Raw genomic sequence first — 16,707 nt, 5'->3', positions numbered from 1 at the left:
TCGGGCTCACCTGGCGTAGCGCTAGCGGTAGTAGACGGCGAGCGGGTACGGCCCGTCACTGCGCACCCGCACCTCGGTGTCAAAGAGCGCACCCAGCACATCGTCACGCATGATTTCCGCGGGCGTCCCCACGCTCACCAGCTCGCCATCGCGCAGTGCGACGATGCGGTCGGCATAGGCCGAGGCAAAGTTAATGTCGTGGATCACGATCACAAACGTCTTCCCCAGCTCATCGGCCGCGCGGCGCAGCTGGCGCATCATCGAGACCGCGTGGTGAATGTCGAGGTTGTTGAGCGGCTCGTCCAGCAGGATGTAGCGAGTGTCCTGCGCGAGCACCATCGCCACATACGCGCGCTGCCGCTGGCCTCCCGAGAGCTCGTCGAGGAAGCGATCACGCAGATCACCCAGGCCCAGAAAGTCGAGCGCCCGCTCGACGTGCGCGTGATCCTCGGCGGTGAGCCTCCCGCGCGAGTGCGGGAAACGGCCAAAGGCCACCAGCTGGGCCACCGTCAGTCGGGTAATGAAGTGGTTTTCCTGCCGCAGGATCGAGAGGATCTTTGCGAGCTCGCGGCTCGGGGTGGTCGCCACGTCCGCACCGCCCACCACCACGCTGCCGGTGTCGGGGTCGAGAAGTCGCCCCATGATCGTCAGCAGGGTCGACTTTCCGGCGCCGTTTGGCCCCACCAGCGCGGTGATCCCGCCCGCGGGCAACTCGAGCGATATCGGCCCCAGCACCCGCCTGCCGGCATAGCTCTTGGACACATCGGAGAGCGAAATCATAGCCGCCCCTTTCGCAACAGGAAGATCAGGAAGAACAGGCCGCCCACAAACTCGATGAGCACCGACAGCACCCCGGCGGCGGAGAACACGTGGCGGAGAATGAAGTATCCGCCGAGCAGCGTGATGAGGCCGAGGAGGAATGCGAACGGCAGCACATGGGCGTGCCGGGACGAACCGGTGAGCTGATACGCGAGGGTCGCCACGATGAAACCGAAGAAGGTGAGCGGGCCCACCATCGTGGTCGAGATCGAGATCAGCACCGCGGTGATCACCAGCAGCTGGGTGACCTCCCCGCGGAAGTTGAGCCCGAGGTTGGTGGCGGTCTCGCGGCCGAGTGCGAGCACGTCCAGGCGGTGCCGTTTGACCCAGACGATCGCGATCACCGCACCGATTACGAGCGTCGCCCAGGGAATGTACTCGGGGTTGGAGTTCGACATGTTGCCAAACAGCCGCGCGGACAGCACGTCGAACTCGCTGGGCGTCAGCATGCGCTGCATAAACGTGGCCACCGAGGCGAAACCCATCCCGAGGATCACCCCCACCAGCAGCATCGTGTGCAGGTTACCCAACCGGCCCGAGAAGAGCCAGCGGTAGAGCAGGGTCGCGAAGACCACCATGAGCGCACTCTGCAGCGCCACCTTGAGCAGGCCATCGGTGGCCGCGAGACTCTGCGCGCCCCAGAAGAACACCAGGGCCGTCTGCATCACCACGTACAGCGCCTCGAAGCCCATGATCGACGGGGTCAGGATACGATTGCTGGTCGCCGTGTGAAACAGCACCGTGGCCACCGACTGCGCCGCGGCCACCACGATCATCGTGGCCACCGTGATGCCGCGGCGCTCCACGACGAGCCAGAATCCGCGGCTGCCGGGTTCGGGCCCGATCCCCCAGGTCAGGACGCCGAGCGCACACACCGCGGCCACCACCCCGAGGATCACAAACCGCGGCCAGACCCGCGCCTCTCGAGAGGCTTCGAGCACCCGCGGCTCAGCCACGACGCCGCACCCCGAGGACGAGGGCGATGAACACCGCGGATCCGAGCACCCCGAGAATCATTGAGGCGGGCACCTCGAACGGCATTCGAATCAGGCGACCGATCAGGTCACACACCACCACGATCGCGATTCCGCCGAGGCACACCCACGGGATATTCGAGCGCAGGTTGTCGCCCCGGATCATCGACACCACGTTCGGCACGATGAGCCCCAGGAACGGCAGAAATCCCACCACCACGGTGGTCACACCGGTGGAGACCGCGACCAGGCTGGTACCCAGGATGAGCGTGCGCTGATGGTTGAGCCCCACGCTCGTGGCGATGTCTCGGCCGAGGCCCGCGACCGTAAAGCGATCGGCCACGATGTACGCAATCACGACGATGATCCCGACGATCCACAGCACCTCGTATCGGCCGCGCACCACCCCGGTAAAGCTGCCCATGAACCAGGTGCCGAGCATCTGCAGCATGTTGGTGGTGAGCGCGAGGTAGGTCGTAAACGCCGACACCACGGCCCCGAGCATGATGCCCACGAGCGGCACGATGAGCGAGGAACTCAACGCGATGCGCTGCAGAATGGCCAGGAAGATCATCGCCCCCACAAAGGCGGCGATGCTCGCCACCACCATGCGGGTGCCGAGCGTGGCCTCGGGCACCCACAGGGTGACGAGCAGCAGTCCGAGTGCGGCCCACTGGGTGGTACCGGTGGTGCCGGGCTCGACGAATCGGTTGCGGGTGATCATCTGCATGATCAGCCCGGAAACCGCCATCGCCGAGCCCGCGAGCACGAGGGCCGCGGTGCGCGGAACCCGCGAGATCCAAAACATTTCCGCGCCGAACTCATCGCCGCGAATGTCGTAGACGCCCACATTTAGGGACACCGCGATCAGCGCGGCCACCACCAGGGTGGCCGCGCCCAGCAACACACCGTTCCGGCCCCGGGCACGTTTGCGCATCGGGGCCTGAGCGGGCTGAGTGGTCAGCGGCTGACTCACGCCGCCGCGGAGAAGGCGGTGCCCAGGTCGGTGAACAGTCGGGTGTACGACTGGATGCCCTCATCGAGGTAGAACGAGGGGTCGGCGTAGACGATCTGCCCCTTCGTGACCGCGGTCACGTTCTTCAGCGCCTCGGCGTTTTCGAGGACGTCCTTCGCGGGGACGTAGTCGCTCTCGCCGAATCCGCCGTCGCGATCGAGCACGACGATCCAGTCGGGGTTGGCGGCGGCGATGGCCTCGGGGCTGAGATCGTCTCCGTGGGAGGTGTTTTCGGCGTCCTGCTCGATGGCCGGGGTCAGACCGAGCGTGGGGTAGAGCAGGCCGAGGCTGCGGCCGGTGATCGGTGCCACATAGCCAATCTTGCCGCCCGAGACGATCACGGCGAGGACCGTGCCGATGCCGGCCGAGGCGGTCTTAGCCTCGGTGATCGCGCCGTCCAGACCGCCGGAGAGTTTCGCGGCGTCCTCCCGACGATCAAAGATGCTGCCGAGGATTTCGGTCTGTCGCTTGAGCTCGGAGATGACGTCCTCCTCGGCGCGCGGGTTGATCTCGATGGTGGCGGGCACCATCTTTTTGATCTCCTCGTAGTAGCTGCCAAAGCGATAGCCACCGAGGACCAGATCCGGGTCGGCCTCGATGATCTTCTCGAGGTCCGGCTCGCGGTGGTTCCCGATATCGAGAACGTCGCTGTTGTCTACGTACTTCGGCCAGGCGGTGCCCATCACCCCCTTGGGGGCGGCCACCAGGTCAATGTTCCAGTCGTTGAGCGTTTTGAACAGGGTGTTGTCGAGAGCAACCACGCGGCTCGGCTTCACCGGAACGGTGATCTCGCCGAAGTTGTCGGTGATGGTGACGGTGGATGCGGAGGCACCCGGTGTGGCCGATTCCGCCGTTCCTCCGGGAGCCGCCGTGCAGCCCGTGAGGATCAGGGCGGCCAGCGTGGCTAGCGTGGCCGTGGTGGTCAGTCTGGTGCGAAGCATGCTGTGATATCTCCTCGACGTTAAACGAGTCTGTGCGCACGCCAAATACCGCCCTACCGCGCGCCCACCTCGTCTTCGGTACGGATGAGGGTTCATCCAAAATTAGTTTAGGCTTTCCTAAGTATTAAATGTCAAACGGGTGTGCGCGTGTTTGGTTTTGCCCGGAATTACGCCGATTCTTGGCACCGCCGAAAGCGGCCATCACGGACAAGTCGTGATGGCCGCTTTCGGCGGTGCCCTGTTTACGGTGCGCTATCGTCGCCGACGCGTGCCGAAGATTCCCTCGACGACGCCGGTCAGGAGATTCTTTGTCGCCTTCGACCCCAGAACCTCCTCCAGCACGTTCTTCGGCGGGCTCGCCTTGGTGGATCGTCCGGTTCCGGCGGTCTTTTTCAGGAGGCGCTCGTATTCGGCGTCGGCCTTCTTCCGGGCGGCCTCCTGCGCCTTGTCGATCGCGGCCTGCTGTTTCGCATATTCGGCGTCGATCTTGGCCTGATCCGCGGCCGCCTGGGTGGCCTCGGCCTGGGCGTGGGCAGCGTCGAGACGGGCGGTGAGGATTTCGCGGGCAGACTCGCGATCGATGGCCGTACCGTATTTTGCGAGCAGGGGCGAGGCGGCGATGGCTGCCTCGATCTGCGGCGTCGGGGTGGGATCCATCCGTCCCTGCGGCGCGCGCAGCCTGGTCCAAGCCACCGGCGAGGGCGCACCCTTCTCGTTCATCACGGTGACGACGGCCTCACCGGTGCCCATGGCCTGCAGCACCTCGGCGAGATCGTATCCGGACTTCGGGTATGTCGATACGGTGGCCTTCAACGCCTTGGCGTCGTCGGGGGTGAAGGCGCGGAGCGCGTGCTGCACCCGTGAACCGAGCTGGGCCAAGACATCGGCCGGAACATCCTTCGGGGTCTGGGTCACAAAGAAGATGCCCACACCCTTGGATCGGATCAGGCGCACCGTCTGGACAACCTGCGAGAGGAAGTCCTTGGAGGCGTCGGTGAAGAGCAGGTGCGCCTCATCGAAGAAGAACACGAGCTTGGGCTTGTCCAGGTCGCCGACCTCGGGCAGGGTGTGGAACAGTTCGGCGAGCAGCCACATGAGAAACGTCGAGTAGAGGGCGGGCTGATCCTGCACCCCGGGCACCTCGAGCAGCGAGATGATGCCGCGGCCATCCGCCGCCACCCGCAGGAACTCGGCGGCGTCGATCTCGGGCTCCCCGAAGAAGCGGTCGGCCCCGCGGTCGGCGAAGGTGATGAGCTCGCGCAGGATCACACCGACGGTCGCGGCTGAGAGCCCACCAAGATCCTTGAGCTCGGCCTTGCCCTCATCGCTCGCGAGAAAGGTCAGGACCGCGCGCAGATCCGAGAGATCCAGGAGTGCAAGACCGGCCTTATCCGCGTAGTGGAACACGAGCCCGAGGCTCGACTCCTGGGTGGGATTGAGGCCCAGCACCTTGGACAGCAGCGTGGGGCCGAAGCCGGCGATCGTCGCCCGGATCGGCACGCCGGTGCCCACACCGCCGAGGGAGAAGTACTCCACCGGGAAGCTCGCGGGCGTCCAGTCCTGCCCAAGGGCCGAGGTGCGCTTCAGCAGCTTCTCGTTGCCCTCACCTGGAGTCGCGACACCGGAGAGATCGCCCTTGATATCGGCGGCGAACACGGGCACTCCGTGCGCACTGAGCTGCTCGGTAAGACCCTGCAGCGTGCGCGTCTTGCCCGTTCCGGTGGCCCCGGCGACGAGTCCGTGCCGGTTCATCATGGCCAGCGGGATGCGCACCTGCACGCTGGGATCCGGCTCACCGTTCATCAGCGCACCGATGTCGAGCGCGGGACCCTCCAGGGTGTACCCGGCACGAATAGCCTCCGCCTGCTCGGCGGTGAGCGGGGCACCCGGGGCCTGCGCTGGCGGGGCCTGCGCTGCCGGGGTTGCTGGCGGGGTCGCTGGCGCTGAAGCCTGTGCTGCTGGCGCGGGTGCCTGTTCAGGAGCGTCGGCCTCGGCCTCGGGAGCCGGAGGTGCGGGCGCGGATTCAGCGGGAGCGGGCTCTGCCTGAGCCGCCGGCTCCACTGGGGCCGCGGGAATCACGGGTGCCGCCTGGGCGTTTGCCGCCGCGAGGGCGGCCAGTGCCTCCTGTGCACGGGCGACCGCGGCGGTGGCCTCCTCCTGGGCGCGACGGGCAGCCTCGGCGAGCGCCGCGGCATCCTGTGCCGCGGCATTCGGTGCGTCTGCGGGCGTTCCAGCGGTTTCGGAATTCTTGGCGTCTGCGCTCATGGCACGAGCATAACCATTCCCCCGCCCGGTGTCACTGGGTGATCGGCAACCCCTTCGCCCCAGTTCGGGCCCGGCCCGCCAGAATCCTCCCCCGCTCCCCCGACCTCCCTAATTTGAGCGCTCAATGAGCGCTCAATTTGACGCCGAAAAACGAGGGGCCCCGGCAAAATCCCCCCTCGAAAAACGACGGCTGGTTTTGAGCGCTCAATGAGCGCCCAAAATCAGCCGTCGATGTCAGAGGTCACGCCCCCGCACCCCGCGAACTACGAAACGGGGCGAGGGGTACGCGGCGCACACGGGATCGGCACCGAGGCTAGCGCGCGGCCCCGATCCGCTCGATCACGGTCATGATGGTGTCCGCGGCGTCGGAGGGAACCTCGAGCACCACGCGGCTGAGGGCACCGGCGCTGACCGGCACCGCGTAGTTCCGGAAGCGTCCGCGAAGATCCACGATGGTCTGCCCACGGGCGGGGCCGCGACCGGTCTCCACCACGACCGAGGCGGCCGGGGCAAGGGTGAGCTCGACATCCCCGGTGGCGATGGCGGCGGCCAGCGGATCGTGCAGGGCCGCGCGGCGCTCACCGTAGACGCCGATGTAGAAGTCGAGGTAGGTGTCGAGCATCGCACCCAGGGCGCGCAGTCCCGGCTGCGCCGAGGCCGACAGGCGCTCCTGCTCGGCGGGGCCAACGGTGTGCTCCATCGTGACATCCAGCGGCACCAGCACGGTGTTGAACCCCGAGGTGAGTACGGTCTGGGCGGCGACGGCATCCTTATAGATGTTGGCCTCGGCCGCGGCGGTGGCGTTACCCGGGGCGAGGGCGGCACCACCCATGATCGTGAGCTCGCCAATGAGCTCGGGCAGGCGCGGCTCCAGGGCGAAAGCCAGGGCGATGTTGGTGAGCGGGCCAATCGCAAGCACCCGCAGCGTGCCGGGATTCGCGCGGGCTAGATCGACCAGCAGCTGCGCGGCACTGGTGTCGACGCGGGCGGCATCCACCGCGGGCAGGTCGACATCGCCGATGCCGTTCTCCCCGTGTACAAACGCCACCGTGCCGGCAAAGACACCGTCCAGCGGGTGGTGTGCCCCCACGGCGATCGGAATATCGGTGCGGCCCAGGGCACCGAGGAAGCGCGCGGTGTTCTCGGCGGCCTCCGCCGCACTGGTGTTTCCACTCACGGTGCCCACACCCACGAGGTTCACGCCGCGCCCAATCAGATAGGCGATGGCAAGGCAGTCATCGATACCGGTGTCACAGTCCAGAAAAAACGGATCGGCGAGGGGGTGGGTGGCGACCGACATGCGGGGCTCCGTTCGAGGGGATCAGCGGGTGGCGGAGACGGCCGATCTCTCTCGCGCGGGGCGGAAGAACACGAGCCACATCAGCAGGGCAACACCCGTGCCGAGCAGGGTGCCCGCCAGGGTATCCGTGAACCAGTGCGCGCCCAGCAGATTGCGAGACAGCGCCATGATCACCACGTATATCGTACCGATCCAGGCGATCCACCAGCGACCAAAGATCAGCGCCAGCGCAACCATCATCGTGGCGGCGTTTGCGGTGTGCCCCGAGGGGAACGATCCGTGATCGGCCGAGACCATCAACACATCGGGACGCGGGCGCTCAATGATCTTCTTCACCAGCTGCACCAGCAGGGCACTGATCGCCGAGGTGACTAAGAAGAAGAGCCCGGTGCGCAGGCCGCGCCGCCACCACAGCAGGCCCGAGATCAGCAGGGGAAGCACGTAGGTGCCAACAATCCCGCCACCAAAAGCATTGAGGAACAGGGCGATCGACACCAGTACGCCGCTGTCACGCCAGCTCAGGAGATCCTGCATCCAGGCGTGATCCCAGCGAGTGCTCACGCCGGTCACCACGAGCACCAGGATGATCGCGAACGCCACGAGCAGCGCTCCCCCACCGATACCCAGGGCCCGTCGCCGTGCTGTCGTCATAGTGCATCCCTTACCGAACCAATAGTCGGTTCAGGCTATCCCCGGATTCCCGGCCACGGAGAAACCGCGCGCCGAGAAATCCCGGACGCACCGTGCATCCCCGGTTAGCACACAGATTCTATCCAGGGATGAACGGAAGGCGAAAGGGTGATGACTAGTCGGTGAGTGCGGGCACCGTCCTCGGGCGAACAACCGCCCAGAGCACGATGATCGCGGCCACCGAGGTCCCGGCCATGACCATTCCCATCGCCGGCCCATCGCCGCCCAGGATACCGACCGCCGGGGAGAGAATGCCGGCCAGGCCGAAGTTCACGGCACCCATCAGTGAGGCCGCAATACCGGCGGCGTCCCCGTGACGGGCGAGCGCGGTCACCTGGGTCGCGGGGAACCCGAAACCGCAGGCCATGATGAACACAAACAGCGGCACCAGGATGCCAAACAGCCCGGCACCGGAGCTAGCCAGCGCGATGATCGCGACCGCGGCGATCAGCTGCACGATGGTCGAGCCGGCAAGCACCCACTGCGGGGCGATGCGGCGCATCAGGCGCGAGGAAATCTGCACACCAGCGACGATGCCCACCGAGTTTCCGGCAAAGAGGAAACCATATTCGGTGGCACTGAGCCCGAAGAAGTCCTGGAACAGGAACGAGGAGGCCGAGAGATACGCGAACAGACCGGAGAAGCTGAGCGCACCGATCAGGATGGCCCCCACGTAGATGCGGTCCGAGAGCACCGAGCGATAGCCCGCGAGGGTGGCCTTAAATCCGGCAGAGCGGCGGCGCTCGGGCGGAAGGGTCTCGACGATCCACAGCGATACCGCAACCATTACGGCGATGCCGTAGATGGCAAGGACAACAAATAGACCACGCCAGTCCATGAAGGAGAGGAACATCCCGCCGAGCATGGGGGCCAAAATCGGGGCCATACCGTTGACGAGGGCGAGCCTGGAGAGCATCACCACGAGGGGACGTCCGCCGAAGAGGTCGCGGACGGTCGCGGTGGCTACCACCGCGCCCGCCGCCGCTCCGGCACCCTGCAGAACCCGGAAGATGCCCAGCACCATGAGGTCCGGTGCGAGCATGCAGCCGAGCGAGGCGAGCACGTGCACGGCCGTCGCGATCATCAGCGGCGTGCGGCGCCCCACCTTGTCACTCCACGGCCCCATAAAGAGCTGGCCAATCGCGAAGCCCACGGTGGTGCCGGTCAGCGTGAGCTGAATGGCGGTCACGCTGACGTCGAAGTCCGCCTGCAGCCGCGGGAACGCCGGCAGGTAGAGGTCGATCGTGAAGGGGCCAAGCGCGGTGAGCGCACCAAGAATAAAAACGTAGGCCAGGCGCTGGCGGCGGGAGAGGGCGTCACCGGGGTGTACGACGGTGGTCACGGGGTCCTTTGCAGTGGGGGTCGAAGTATCGAATCGATTCGATGAATCCGTTAACCCTATCGACAACCACCCGGCACGACCAAGCCGAAGGCGACAATAACCGGGCTAAATTTTACGAACGCCCGGGATTGCCGACGAGCGTGCGCGCGCTACCGCTGCAGTTCGGCAGGACGCGCACCCGGGAGTCGCACGGGCATGCGACCCGGATCGGCAATCAGGCGATCGATCACCGGTTCGGCCGCACCGATGAGGAGCAGATCGGCCCCCAGCTCGGCGCGCACGATCTCCGCCTCCTCCCCCGGAGGCACCAGAGCGTAGCGAGCAACCCGCGCGGCCAGCAGTTCGGGCTCACAGGCGGCGATGATGCCAAGGAACCCACCCAGCACAATCCGCGAGGGATTCACGATATTGATCATGCCGCCGAGCGAGCGGCCAAGAATCTCGGCGTGAGTGGCGGTGATCGGATGCGGCGTCGCGCGCAGCAGCCGCTCGAGTTCGGCATCGTCGATATCCGCCCCCGGCGCCACCGCGTCCACCAGGGCGTCGCGGGTCACCGCGCGCTCCAGCGGGATCCCGCCCTCGGTCGAGAAGGTGTGACCAAACTCCCCCGCGTATCCGCCCGCACCGCGAATGGGTCGGCCGCCGAGGATGAGGCCACCACCGATACCACTGGCACCACCATTGAGGTAGATCAGGTCGTCGATGCCGCGGCCCGCGCCGAAGTGATACTCGGCGCGCGCTCCGAGGCTCGCATCGTTGTCCACCAGGACGGGGAGCCCGGTAACGTCGGCCAGCAGCTCGGCGAGGGGGGCGTCCACCCAGCCCAACCGCGGGGCAAGACGCACCATGCCGTCCTCAGCGCGTACGAGGGCCGGGACGGCCACACCAATTCCCGCAATGCGCACGTCCGAGGGGAGCCTGCCGCGCAGCTCACTCACCAGTGCGGCCGATTCGGTTACGGCGCGCTGAACACTCGGTCCGGTGCGGAAGCCGCGACGCACGCGCTCGATCACTCGCCCGCCCAGGGTGACCGCGGCCACGGTGATGGCGTCGTATTCGGGATTGATCGCGAGGACCACGGTGCCCTCGCTCGGCGACACCACGGGCGAGGGGCGCCCCACCACGCCCTCGGTGGCCGGTACGCCCTCCACCACAAGGCCGCGCGATACAAGCTCGGCAACGAGCGCCGCAATTGTCGATCGGTTCAGCCCCGTTTCGCGGGTGAGGGCCGAGCGTGAGAGTGAGCCCTCGCGATGCACCAAATCCAGGATTCGACCGAGGTTGTGGCGGCGCACCGCGTCGAGATTACTACCCGTTGGCTTCACTGACTCCCCTTAGTTTCTCCTGAATCTTACCCCCACAATTATCTTTTGGTGGCGTAAACAACAATTAGCCCGTAATATGTCCTGCAACGCAACAAACTCCCTGGATGAATGGACATCAGCATGGCAACGAAGCCCACCAAAGCCGACCGGTTCTCCTTTGGACTCTGGACCATTGGCTACAACGGAACCGACCCGTTCGGCGGCCCCACCCGCCCCGAACTCGACGTCGTCGAGGCCGTTGAACGACTCAACGAACTGGGTGCCTACGGCCTGACCTTCCACGACGACGATCTCTTCGCCTTCGGCTCGACCGACGCCGCCCGGCAGAAGCAGATCGACCGCCTGAAGCAGGCCATGGCCGACACCGGCATCGTGGTGCCGATGGTCACCACCAACCTCTTCTCCGCTCCGGTGTTCAAGGACGGCGGCTTCACCTCCAACGACCGCGACGTGCGACGCTTTGCGCTGCGCAAGGTCATCCGCAACCTCGACCTCGCCGCCGAACTCGGCGCGAAGACCTTCGTCATGTGGGGCGGCCGCGAGGGCAGCGAGTACGACTCCGCCAAGAACATCGGTGCGGCCCTTGAGCGCTACCGCGAGGCCGTCAACCTGCTCGGCGACTACGTGACCGACAAGGGTTACGACATCCGCTTCGCGATCGAGCCCAAGCCCAACGAGCCCCGCGGCGACATCCTGCTGCCGACCCTCGGTCACGCCATCGCCTTCATCAACACCCTGGATCGCCCCGAGCTCGTGGGTGTCAACCCCGAGGTGGGCCACGAGCAGATGGCCGGTCTGAACTTCACCGCCGGTATCGCCCAGGCCATTGAGCACGGCAAGCTCTACCACATTGACCTCAACGGCCAGCGCGGCATCAAGTACGACCAGGACCTCGTGTTCGGTCACGGCGACGTGATGAACGCCTTCTCCCTCGTTGACCTGCTCGAAAACGGTGGACCGAACGGTGGCCCGGCCTACGACGGCCCGCGTCACTTCGACTACAAGCCGAGCCGCACCGAGGACATCACCGGTGTCTGGGACTCCGCCGCCGCGAACATGGCCAACTACCTGATGTTCAAGGAGCGCGCCGCGGCCTTCCGCGCCGACCCCGAGGTGCAGGAGGCACTCGCCGCCGCCAAGGTGGCCGAGCTGTCCCAGCCCACGCTGAACCCGGGCGAGAGCTACGACGACCTCATCGCCGACCGCTCGGCCTACGAGGACTTCGGTCCCGAGCGCTACCTCGGCGGCCAGGGCTTCGGCTTCGTGCGCCTGCAGCAGCTCGCGGTTGAGCACCTGCTGGGCTTCCGCGCCTAACCCACACGCAGTACCCTCGTGGCGGGTGGATCGTACGTCGATCCACCCGCCCCACAGATTTTCTAAGGACACCCATGAGCCTCGTTGCCGGCGTCGACTCCTCGACCCAGAGCTGCAAAATTGTTATTCGCGATGCCGAAACCGGTCGCCTCGTGCGGCAGGGCCGCGCGAGCCACCCGGACGGAACCTCGGTGGATCCGGCGGCCTGGTGGAGCGCCCTCGGCACCGCGATCGCCGACGCCGGCGGCCTCTCCGATGTGGCGGCGATCTCGGTGGCCGGGCAGCAGCACGGCATGGTGGTACTGGATGCCGCGGGGCGTGTGATCCGTGACGCCCTGCTCTGGAACGACACCCGCAGCGCCCAGGCCGCACTCGATCTGATCGACGAGGTGGGTGCCGACGCCTACGCCGAGCGCGTGGGCGTTGTCCCGGTGGCCTCGTTTACCGCCACCAAGCTGCGCTGGCTGCGCGATGCCGAACCGGAAAACGCCGCCCGGGTGGCCGCGGTGGCACTGCCGCACGACTGGCTGACCTGGCGACTACGCGGCTTCGGCCCCGAGGGCGAGAGCCCGCTCGGCCCGGATCTCGAACAGCTGCGCACCGATCCCTCCGATGCCTCCGGCACCGCCTACTGGTCGGCCCGCTCGGGGCAGTACGATTTCGAACTCTTCACGCGCGCCCTCGGTCGAAGCGCCCGGGTGGCTGGCGCATCGGCCGCAGCGACTGCCGGCGCCTCGACTCCCGCGGGCGAGGTCATCCTGCCCGCGATCGTGGCCCCGGGTGAGGCCGCAGGCACCGGAATCGACGCCCGTCTGCTCACCGGAGCGGTGGCAGACTCCCCCGGGGGAATCACCTCGGGGGTCATCGTGGCCGGCGGTGCCGGAGACAACGCGGCCGCGGGCCTCGGCCTCGGCGCGCAGAGCGGCGACGTCGTGGTGTCGATCGGTACCAGCGGCACCGTTTTTGCCGTGACCGATGCCGCACCGAACGACCCCACCGGCACCGTCGCGGGTTTTGCGGCGGCCTCGGGAGAATACCTGCCGCTGGTGTGTACGCTCAACGCCGCCCGCATCCTCGACGCGATCGCCGGGCTGCTCGGCGTGGATCACACCGGCCTGGGCACGCTCGCACTCGAGGCCGAACCCGCCGCTCGCGGCCTCGTCCTGCAGCCCTATTTTGAGGGCGAACGCACGCCCAACCTGCCGGATGCCACCGCAACGCTGTTCGGTATGACCCTCGACTCCACCGCCCGCCCGAACCTCGCCCGCGCCGCGATCGAGGGTCTGCTGTGCGGCCTCGCCGACGGCCTCGATGCCGCCCGCGAGCAGGGGGTAGACGCCCAGCGCATCCTGGTGATCGGCGGTGCCGCGCAGAACGTCGCCGTGCAGGCGATCGCCGCCCAGGTGTTTGACGTGCCGGTGGTCATCCCGACTCCCGGTGAGTACGTGGCCGACGGCGGCGCGGTTCAGGCCGCCTGGGCCCTCACCGGCACCCGACCGGACTGGGCGCTGGAGATCTCGGCTGCGCCCGCCCCGAATCACCATCCCGAGATTCGAGCCGGATACGCCGCCCGCGCGGTGCGCTAGCCGACGGATGAAACGCCGAACGCCCGGCCCCCTCTCGCGGGTGCCGGGCGTTCGTGTGTTCCGCGGGCTAGTGACCGACCGGCACCGCGATCTGTGCGGACTGCGCGCTGCGTAGCTCGGCCTCGTTGGGAAGCTTGAGGAACATCGTGACGATGAACGCGACGCCGTAGAGGGCGATCAGGCCCCAGGCGATGCCCTGGTATCCGGTCACGGCCACGAGGGCGGCCACGAGACCCGGGCCCACCACGGCGGCGAGTCCCGCACCGAGGTTCAGCACCGACATGATCGCGCCGGTTTCGCCGTGACCGTGGGCGATCGCGAGCGGGTTCATCGGCACGTACGCGCTCGCTCCGGCGCCCATGATGACCGAGGCGAGGGCGATGAGTGCGAAGTTCGGGCCGACGAGCTGCGGGATGTAGTAGTAGGCGAAGATGCCCAGCGCACACAGCGGGGTCGCGATCCACTGGGTCGCCCGGTGCCAGCCGATGCGGTTGCCGAGGTTGCCCCAGACCACGTTGCCGATCACCGCGGAGATGCCGTAGACGGTGAAGACGTTGATCGCGAGGTATTCGGGCAGGTGGATCTCGGAGACCAGGTAGGGCACGTAGAACACGGCCACGGCCAGGGGACCTGCGAGGTTCACGACCTTGACGATCAGCAGCAGCGAAACCTTGGGGCGACGCCAGAGGATCGAGAGACCACGAGCCAGGGCCGCCGAGGCTCCTCCGTGCTCGGTCGGGGCGGTCGCCTCCGCGGTGCGACCGAGGAAGACGATACCGGCGATACCACCGAGGGCGGCGAGCGCGAAGCCCACCCAGAGGGTCGCGATCGCGCCGGTGCCGGGCAGCAGCACGCTCGCGAGGGCCGGGCCGATGATCTGCATGCCGGAGGAGAACGCGAACCAGAACCAGCCGGCCACCGAGGACTGCTTCTCGGGGGCGGAGGAGTTGAGCACCCAGGTGAGGAAGCCGTAGGCGAAGAACGGATAGCCGATGCCGCGCAGCGCGTAGATGCCGATCACGAGGCCGAGGTTCTGGGAGGGCAGCGCCACCAGGATGAACAGCGCGGCGAACACGAGGAACACCACGAGCCCGATGGTCATCACCCGGCGCACGCCGAGCGCCTCGGGCAGCGCGCCCGAGAAGAACGAAGCGATGGCCACGACGATGCCGTATGCGGTGATCACGGCGCTGGCCTCGGCGACGGTGAAACCCTCGGCCGTGTGCAGGTAGTTGGCCAGCCAGACCGATTCGATGCCGTCGCCGATGAGGAACACGGTGACCGCGGCGAGACCGATCGCGATCGGCGCGGTCAGGCCGAGGCGTTCAAGAATCCCGCGGCGCGGGACGAGGGTGGTGGTCATACGGGGGCCTCGGTTTCGGTACGCAAACAGTGAGGGTGCACGGAAGGTACTTCTCCTCATTGAGTGAAACTGCGTGGGGGATGATTTCCTCACGCTAACACGCGATTTTTTGCGCACCCCCGCCCGTTCCCTCCGCCAAAATGACCGTTTCCTAACCGATTGCCTCCCCCACGAAACCCCAGTATCACGGGGATCTCCTCCTCTCACGCGCCCGCACCCTTACCGTTCGGTCACCCATCCTGCCCGCTCTGCGTGGCCCTCGGAGTCGATCGCGGCCTCCGTTTGGGGGTGGGGTGCCCCGGGCACAAAAAACCGAGCGGTTTCCACGAGGGAAACCGCCCGGTTGACTTCCGTTTTCTGAGCGTGAGCCGAGTGCGCTTACCTACCGCGCGGGGAAGCGGAACGAGGCGGCGTGGTGCCCGGGGTCGAGGCGGCTGGAGCCGTCGGCGCGCAGGCGTGAGCGAAGGGTGCCGGTGGGGGCGTCCTCGCGGTAGAGCCCGCGCTTGATGAGCTCGGGCACCACGAGGGTGGTGAAGTCCTCGAGGGAGCCCGGCGAGATGAACTGCGTCAGCATGAAACCGGTGGTGCCGGTGTAGGCGGCGCGCTGCTCAATCTGGTCGGCCACCTGCTCGGGGGTGCCGACGAAGGTGGTGCCCTGTCCGCGGGTGACGCTCGAGAACTGCGCACGCAGCTCGCCCGCGGTGATCGGGGTGGCGGATTTCCCGTGGTTGCGCACGTTCGAGGCGAAGCCCTCGCTGTGCGAGCCCAGGGGTTCGTGATCGGCGTACTGGCTGAGGTCGATCCCGGTGTCGCCGGCGTAGCTCACCAGCTGCGCCTCCAGGTGATAGTTGCTCTGCAGGAGGTCGTACTTTTCCTGCGCCTCGATCTCGGTGCGACCCACCACGAGGCGCATCACGCTGAGCGACTGCACCGCGTTTTCCTCGCGGCCGAGGGCGCGCGCCTGGGTGTTGATATCGATCAGGCCGGTGCGCACCGCCTCGGGGTCGCCGTTGCCCACGAACACCATCTCGGCGTGCTTCGCGGCGAACGCCTTGCCGCGCGGGCTCCATCCGGCCTGGAAGAGGAACGGCGTGCGCTGCGGGGTGGGGCTCGTGAGGTGCGGCCCCTGGACGCGGTAGACCGCGCCCTCGTGATCGATGCGACGCACCCGGCTACCGTCGGCATAGCGCAGGGCCGCCTTGTCCGCGATGATCGCATCGTCGGCCCAGCTGCCCTCCCACAGCTTGTAGACCACGTCGAGGAACTCCTCGGCACGGTCGTAGCGGTCATCGTGCTTGATCTGGCCATCGAGCCCAAAGTTCCGGGCGGCGTTCTCCAGATACGACGTCACGATGTTCCATCCGATGCGCCCCTCGGAGAGGTGATCGAGGGTGCTGAGCCGGCGCGCAAACGCAAACGGGTGCTCATAGGTGGTGCTCGCGGTCAGGCCGTAGGCGAGGTTCTTCGTCTGGGCGGCGAGTGCGGCCACGTAGAGCAGCGGATCGTTCGCCGGAGCCTCCACTGCCCACTCGACGGCGGACTCATGCCCGCCGCCATAGATGTCATACAGGCCGAGGACATCACCAAAGAAGAAGACATCGAGGTTTGCCTGCTCGGCAATGGTGGTCATGTTCTGCCAGAACGGCAGGCGGTCGATACCGAGTCGCTCATCCTCGGGGTGGGTCCAGAGGCTCGGCACACCGCCGAGGCCCACGGCGGCTTGCTCGTAGACGCCAAAGACGAGGGGTTTCTGGGGAGTGGTCATGCTGTCCT

The 16,707-nt window shown here is 67.0% G+C and carries 13 protein-coding genes; 2 read left to right on the top strand and 11 right to left on the bottom strand.

Translation table 11 applies throughout. The features are described from left to right. Window positions 1–21 precede the first annotated feature (21 nt). The 9 genes from D9V32_RS13710 to D9V32_RS13670 all read right to left on the bottom strand — a co-directional run bounded on the left by D9V32_RS13710 (window position 22) and on the right by D9V32_RS13670 (window position 10,671). Window positions 22–780, bottom strand: a complete 759-nt coding sequence (locus D9V32_RS13710) for an iron ABC transporter ATP-binding protein (RefSeq protein ID WP_121649483.1) — start codon at window positions 778–780, stop codon at window positions 22–24. Beyond that, the gene (locus tag D9V32_RS13705; protein ID WP_121649482.1) at window positions 777–1,775 is read right to left on the bottom strand and encodes an iron chelate uptake ABC transporter family permease subunit; all 999 of its coding nucleotides are present in this window, start codon (window positions 1,773–1,775) and stop codon (window positions 777–779) included. Before D9V32_RS13705 ends, D9V32_RS13710 begins: the two co-directional genes overlap by 4 nt. Further along, window positions 1,768–2,730, bottom strand: coding sequence for an ABC transporter permease (locus D9V32_RS13700; RefSeq protein WP_121649481.1), 963 nt, complete (start codon window positions 2,728–2,730; stop codon window positions 1,768–1,770). Before D9V32_RS13700 ends, D9V32_RS13705 begins: the two co-directional genes overlap by 8 nt. A 35-nt stretch (window positions 2,731–2,765) precedes the next feature. Further along, on the bottom strand, window positions 2,766–3,749 hold the full coding sequence (locus D9V32_RS13695; protein WP_121649480.1) for a siderophore ABC transporter substrate-binding protein: 984 nt from the start codon (window positions 3,747–3,749) through the stop codon (window positions 2,766–2,768). A gap of 252 nt (window positions 3,750–4,001) precedes the next feature. Next, window positions 4,002–6,014, bottom strand: a complete 2,013-nt coding sequence (locus D9V32_RS13690; RefSeq protein WP_121649479.1) for a helicase HerA-like domain-containing protein — start codon at window positions 6,012–6,014, stop codon at window positions 4,002–4,004. Between the two features lie 313 nt (window positions 6,015–6,327). Beyond that, entirely contained in the window at window positions 6,328–7,314 is a 987-nt protein-coding gene (locus tag D9V32_RS13685) for a nucleoside hydrolase (RefSeq protein WP_121649478.1), read from the bottom strand. A gap of 21 nt (window positions 7,315–7,335) precedes the next feature. Then, window positions 7,336–7,965, bottom strand: coding sequence for a phosphatase PAP2 family protein (locus tag D9V32_RS13680; protein WP_121649477.1), 630 nt, complete (start codon window positions 7,963–7,965; stop codon window positions 7,336–7,338). Between the two features lie 154 nt (window positions 7,966–8,119). Beyond that, entirely contained in the window at window positions 8,120–9,346 is a 1,227-nt protein-coding gene (locus tag D9V32_RS13675; protein WP_121649476.1) for a multidrug effflux MFS transporter, read from the bottom strand. 149 nt (window positions 9,347–9,495) lie between these two features. After that, window positions 9,496–10,671: an ROK family transcriptional regulator gene (locus D9V32_RS13670; RefSeq protein WP_121649475.1), complete on the bottom strand. Its 1,176-nt coding sequence runs from the start codon at window positions 10,669–10,671 to the stop codon at window positions 9,496–9,498. A gap of 120 nt (window positions 10,672–10,791) precedes the next feature. Between D9V32_RS13670 and xylA the strand changes: the two genes are divergently transcribed. Continuing rightward, window positions 10,792–11,985 carry a xylose isomerase gene (gene xylA, locus D9V32_RS13665; RefSeq protein WP_121649542.1) on the top strand — a complete coding sequence of 398 codons (1,194 nt, stop codon included), beginning with the start codon at window positions 10,792–10,794 and terminating at the stop codon, window positions 11,983–11,985. 74 nt (window positions 11,986–12,059) lie between these two features. Next, entirely contained in the window at window positions 12,060–13,571 is a 1,512-nt protein-coding gene (locus D9V32_RS13660) for a xylulokinase (RefSeq protein ID WP_121649474.1), read from the top strand. 67 nt (window positions 13,572–13,638) lie between these two features. Here D9V32_RS13660 and D9V32_RS13655 read toward each other — a convergent pair whose 3' ends face one another. Continuing rightward, the gene (locus D9V32_RS13655) at window positions 13,639–14,934 is read right to left on the bottom strand and encodes an MFS transporter (RefSeq protein WP_183086324.1); all 1,296 of its coding nucleotides are present in this window, start codon (window positions 14,932–14,934) and stop codon (window positions 13,639–13,641) included. Window positions 14,935–15,316: 382 nt separating this feature from the next. Continuing rightward, window positions 15,317–16,699 (bottom strand): NtaA/DmoA family FMN-dependent monooxygenase, encoded by a 1,383-nt coding sequence (locus tag D9V32_RS13650; RefSeq protein WP_121649472.1) that lies wholly within the window; start codon window positions 16,697–16,699, stop codon window positions 15,317–15,319. Window positions 16,700–16,707: the final 8 nt, after the last annotated feature.

The sequence above is a fragment of the Mycetocola tolaasinivorans genome (genome assembly GCF_003667565.1).
GTDB classification, from domain to species: domain Bacteria; phylum Actinomycetota; class Actinomycetes; order Actinomycetales; family Microbacteriaceae; genus Mycetocola; species Mycetocola tolaasinivorans.
Note: the sequence above shows the minus strand (reverse complement) of the source record. Positions and strands in the feature narration are given on the sequence as shown.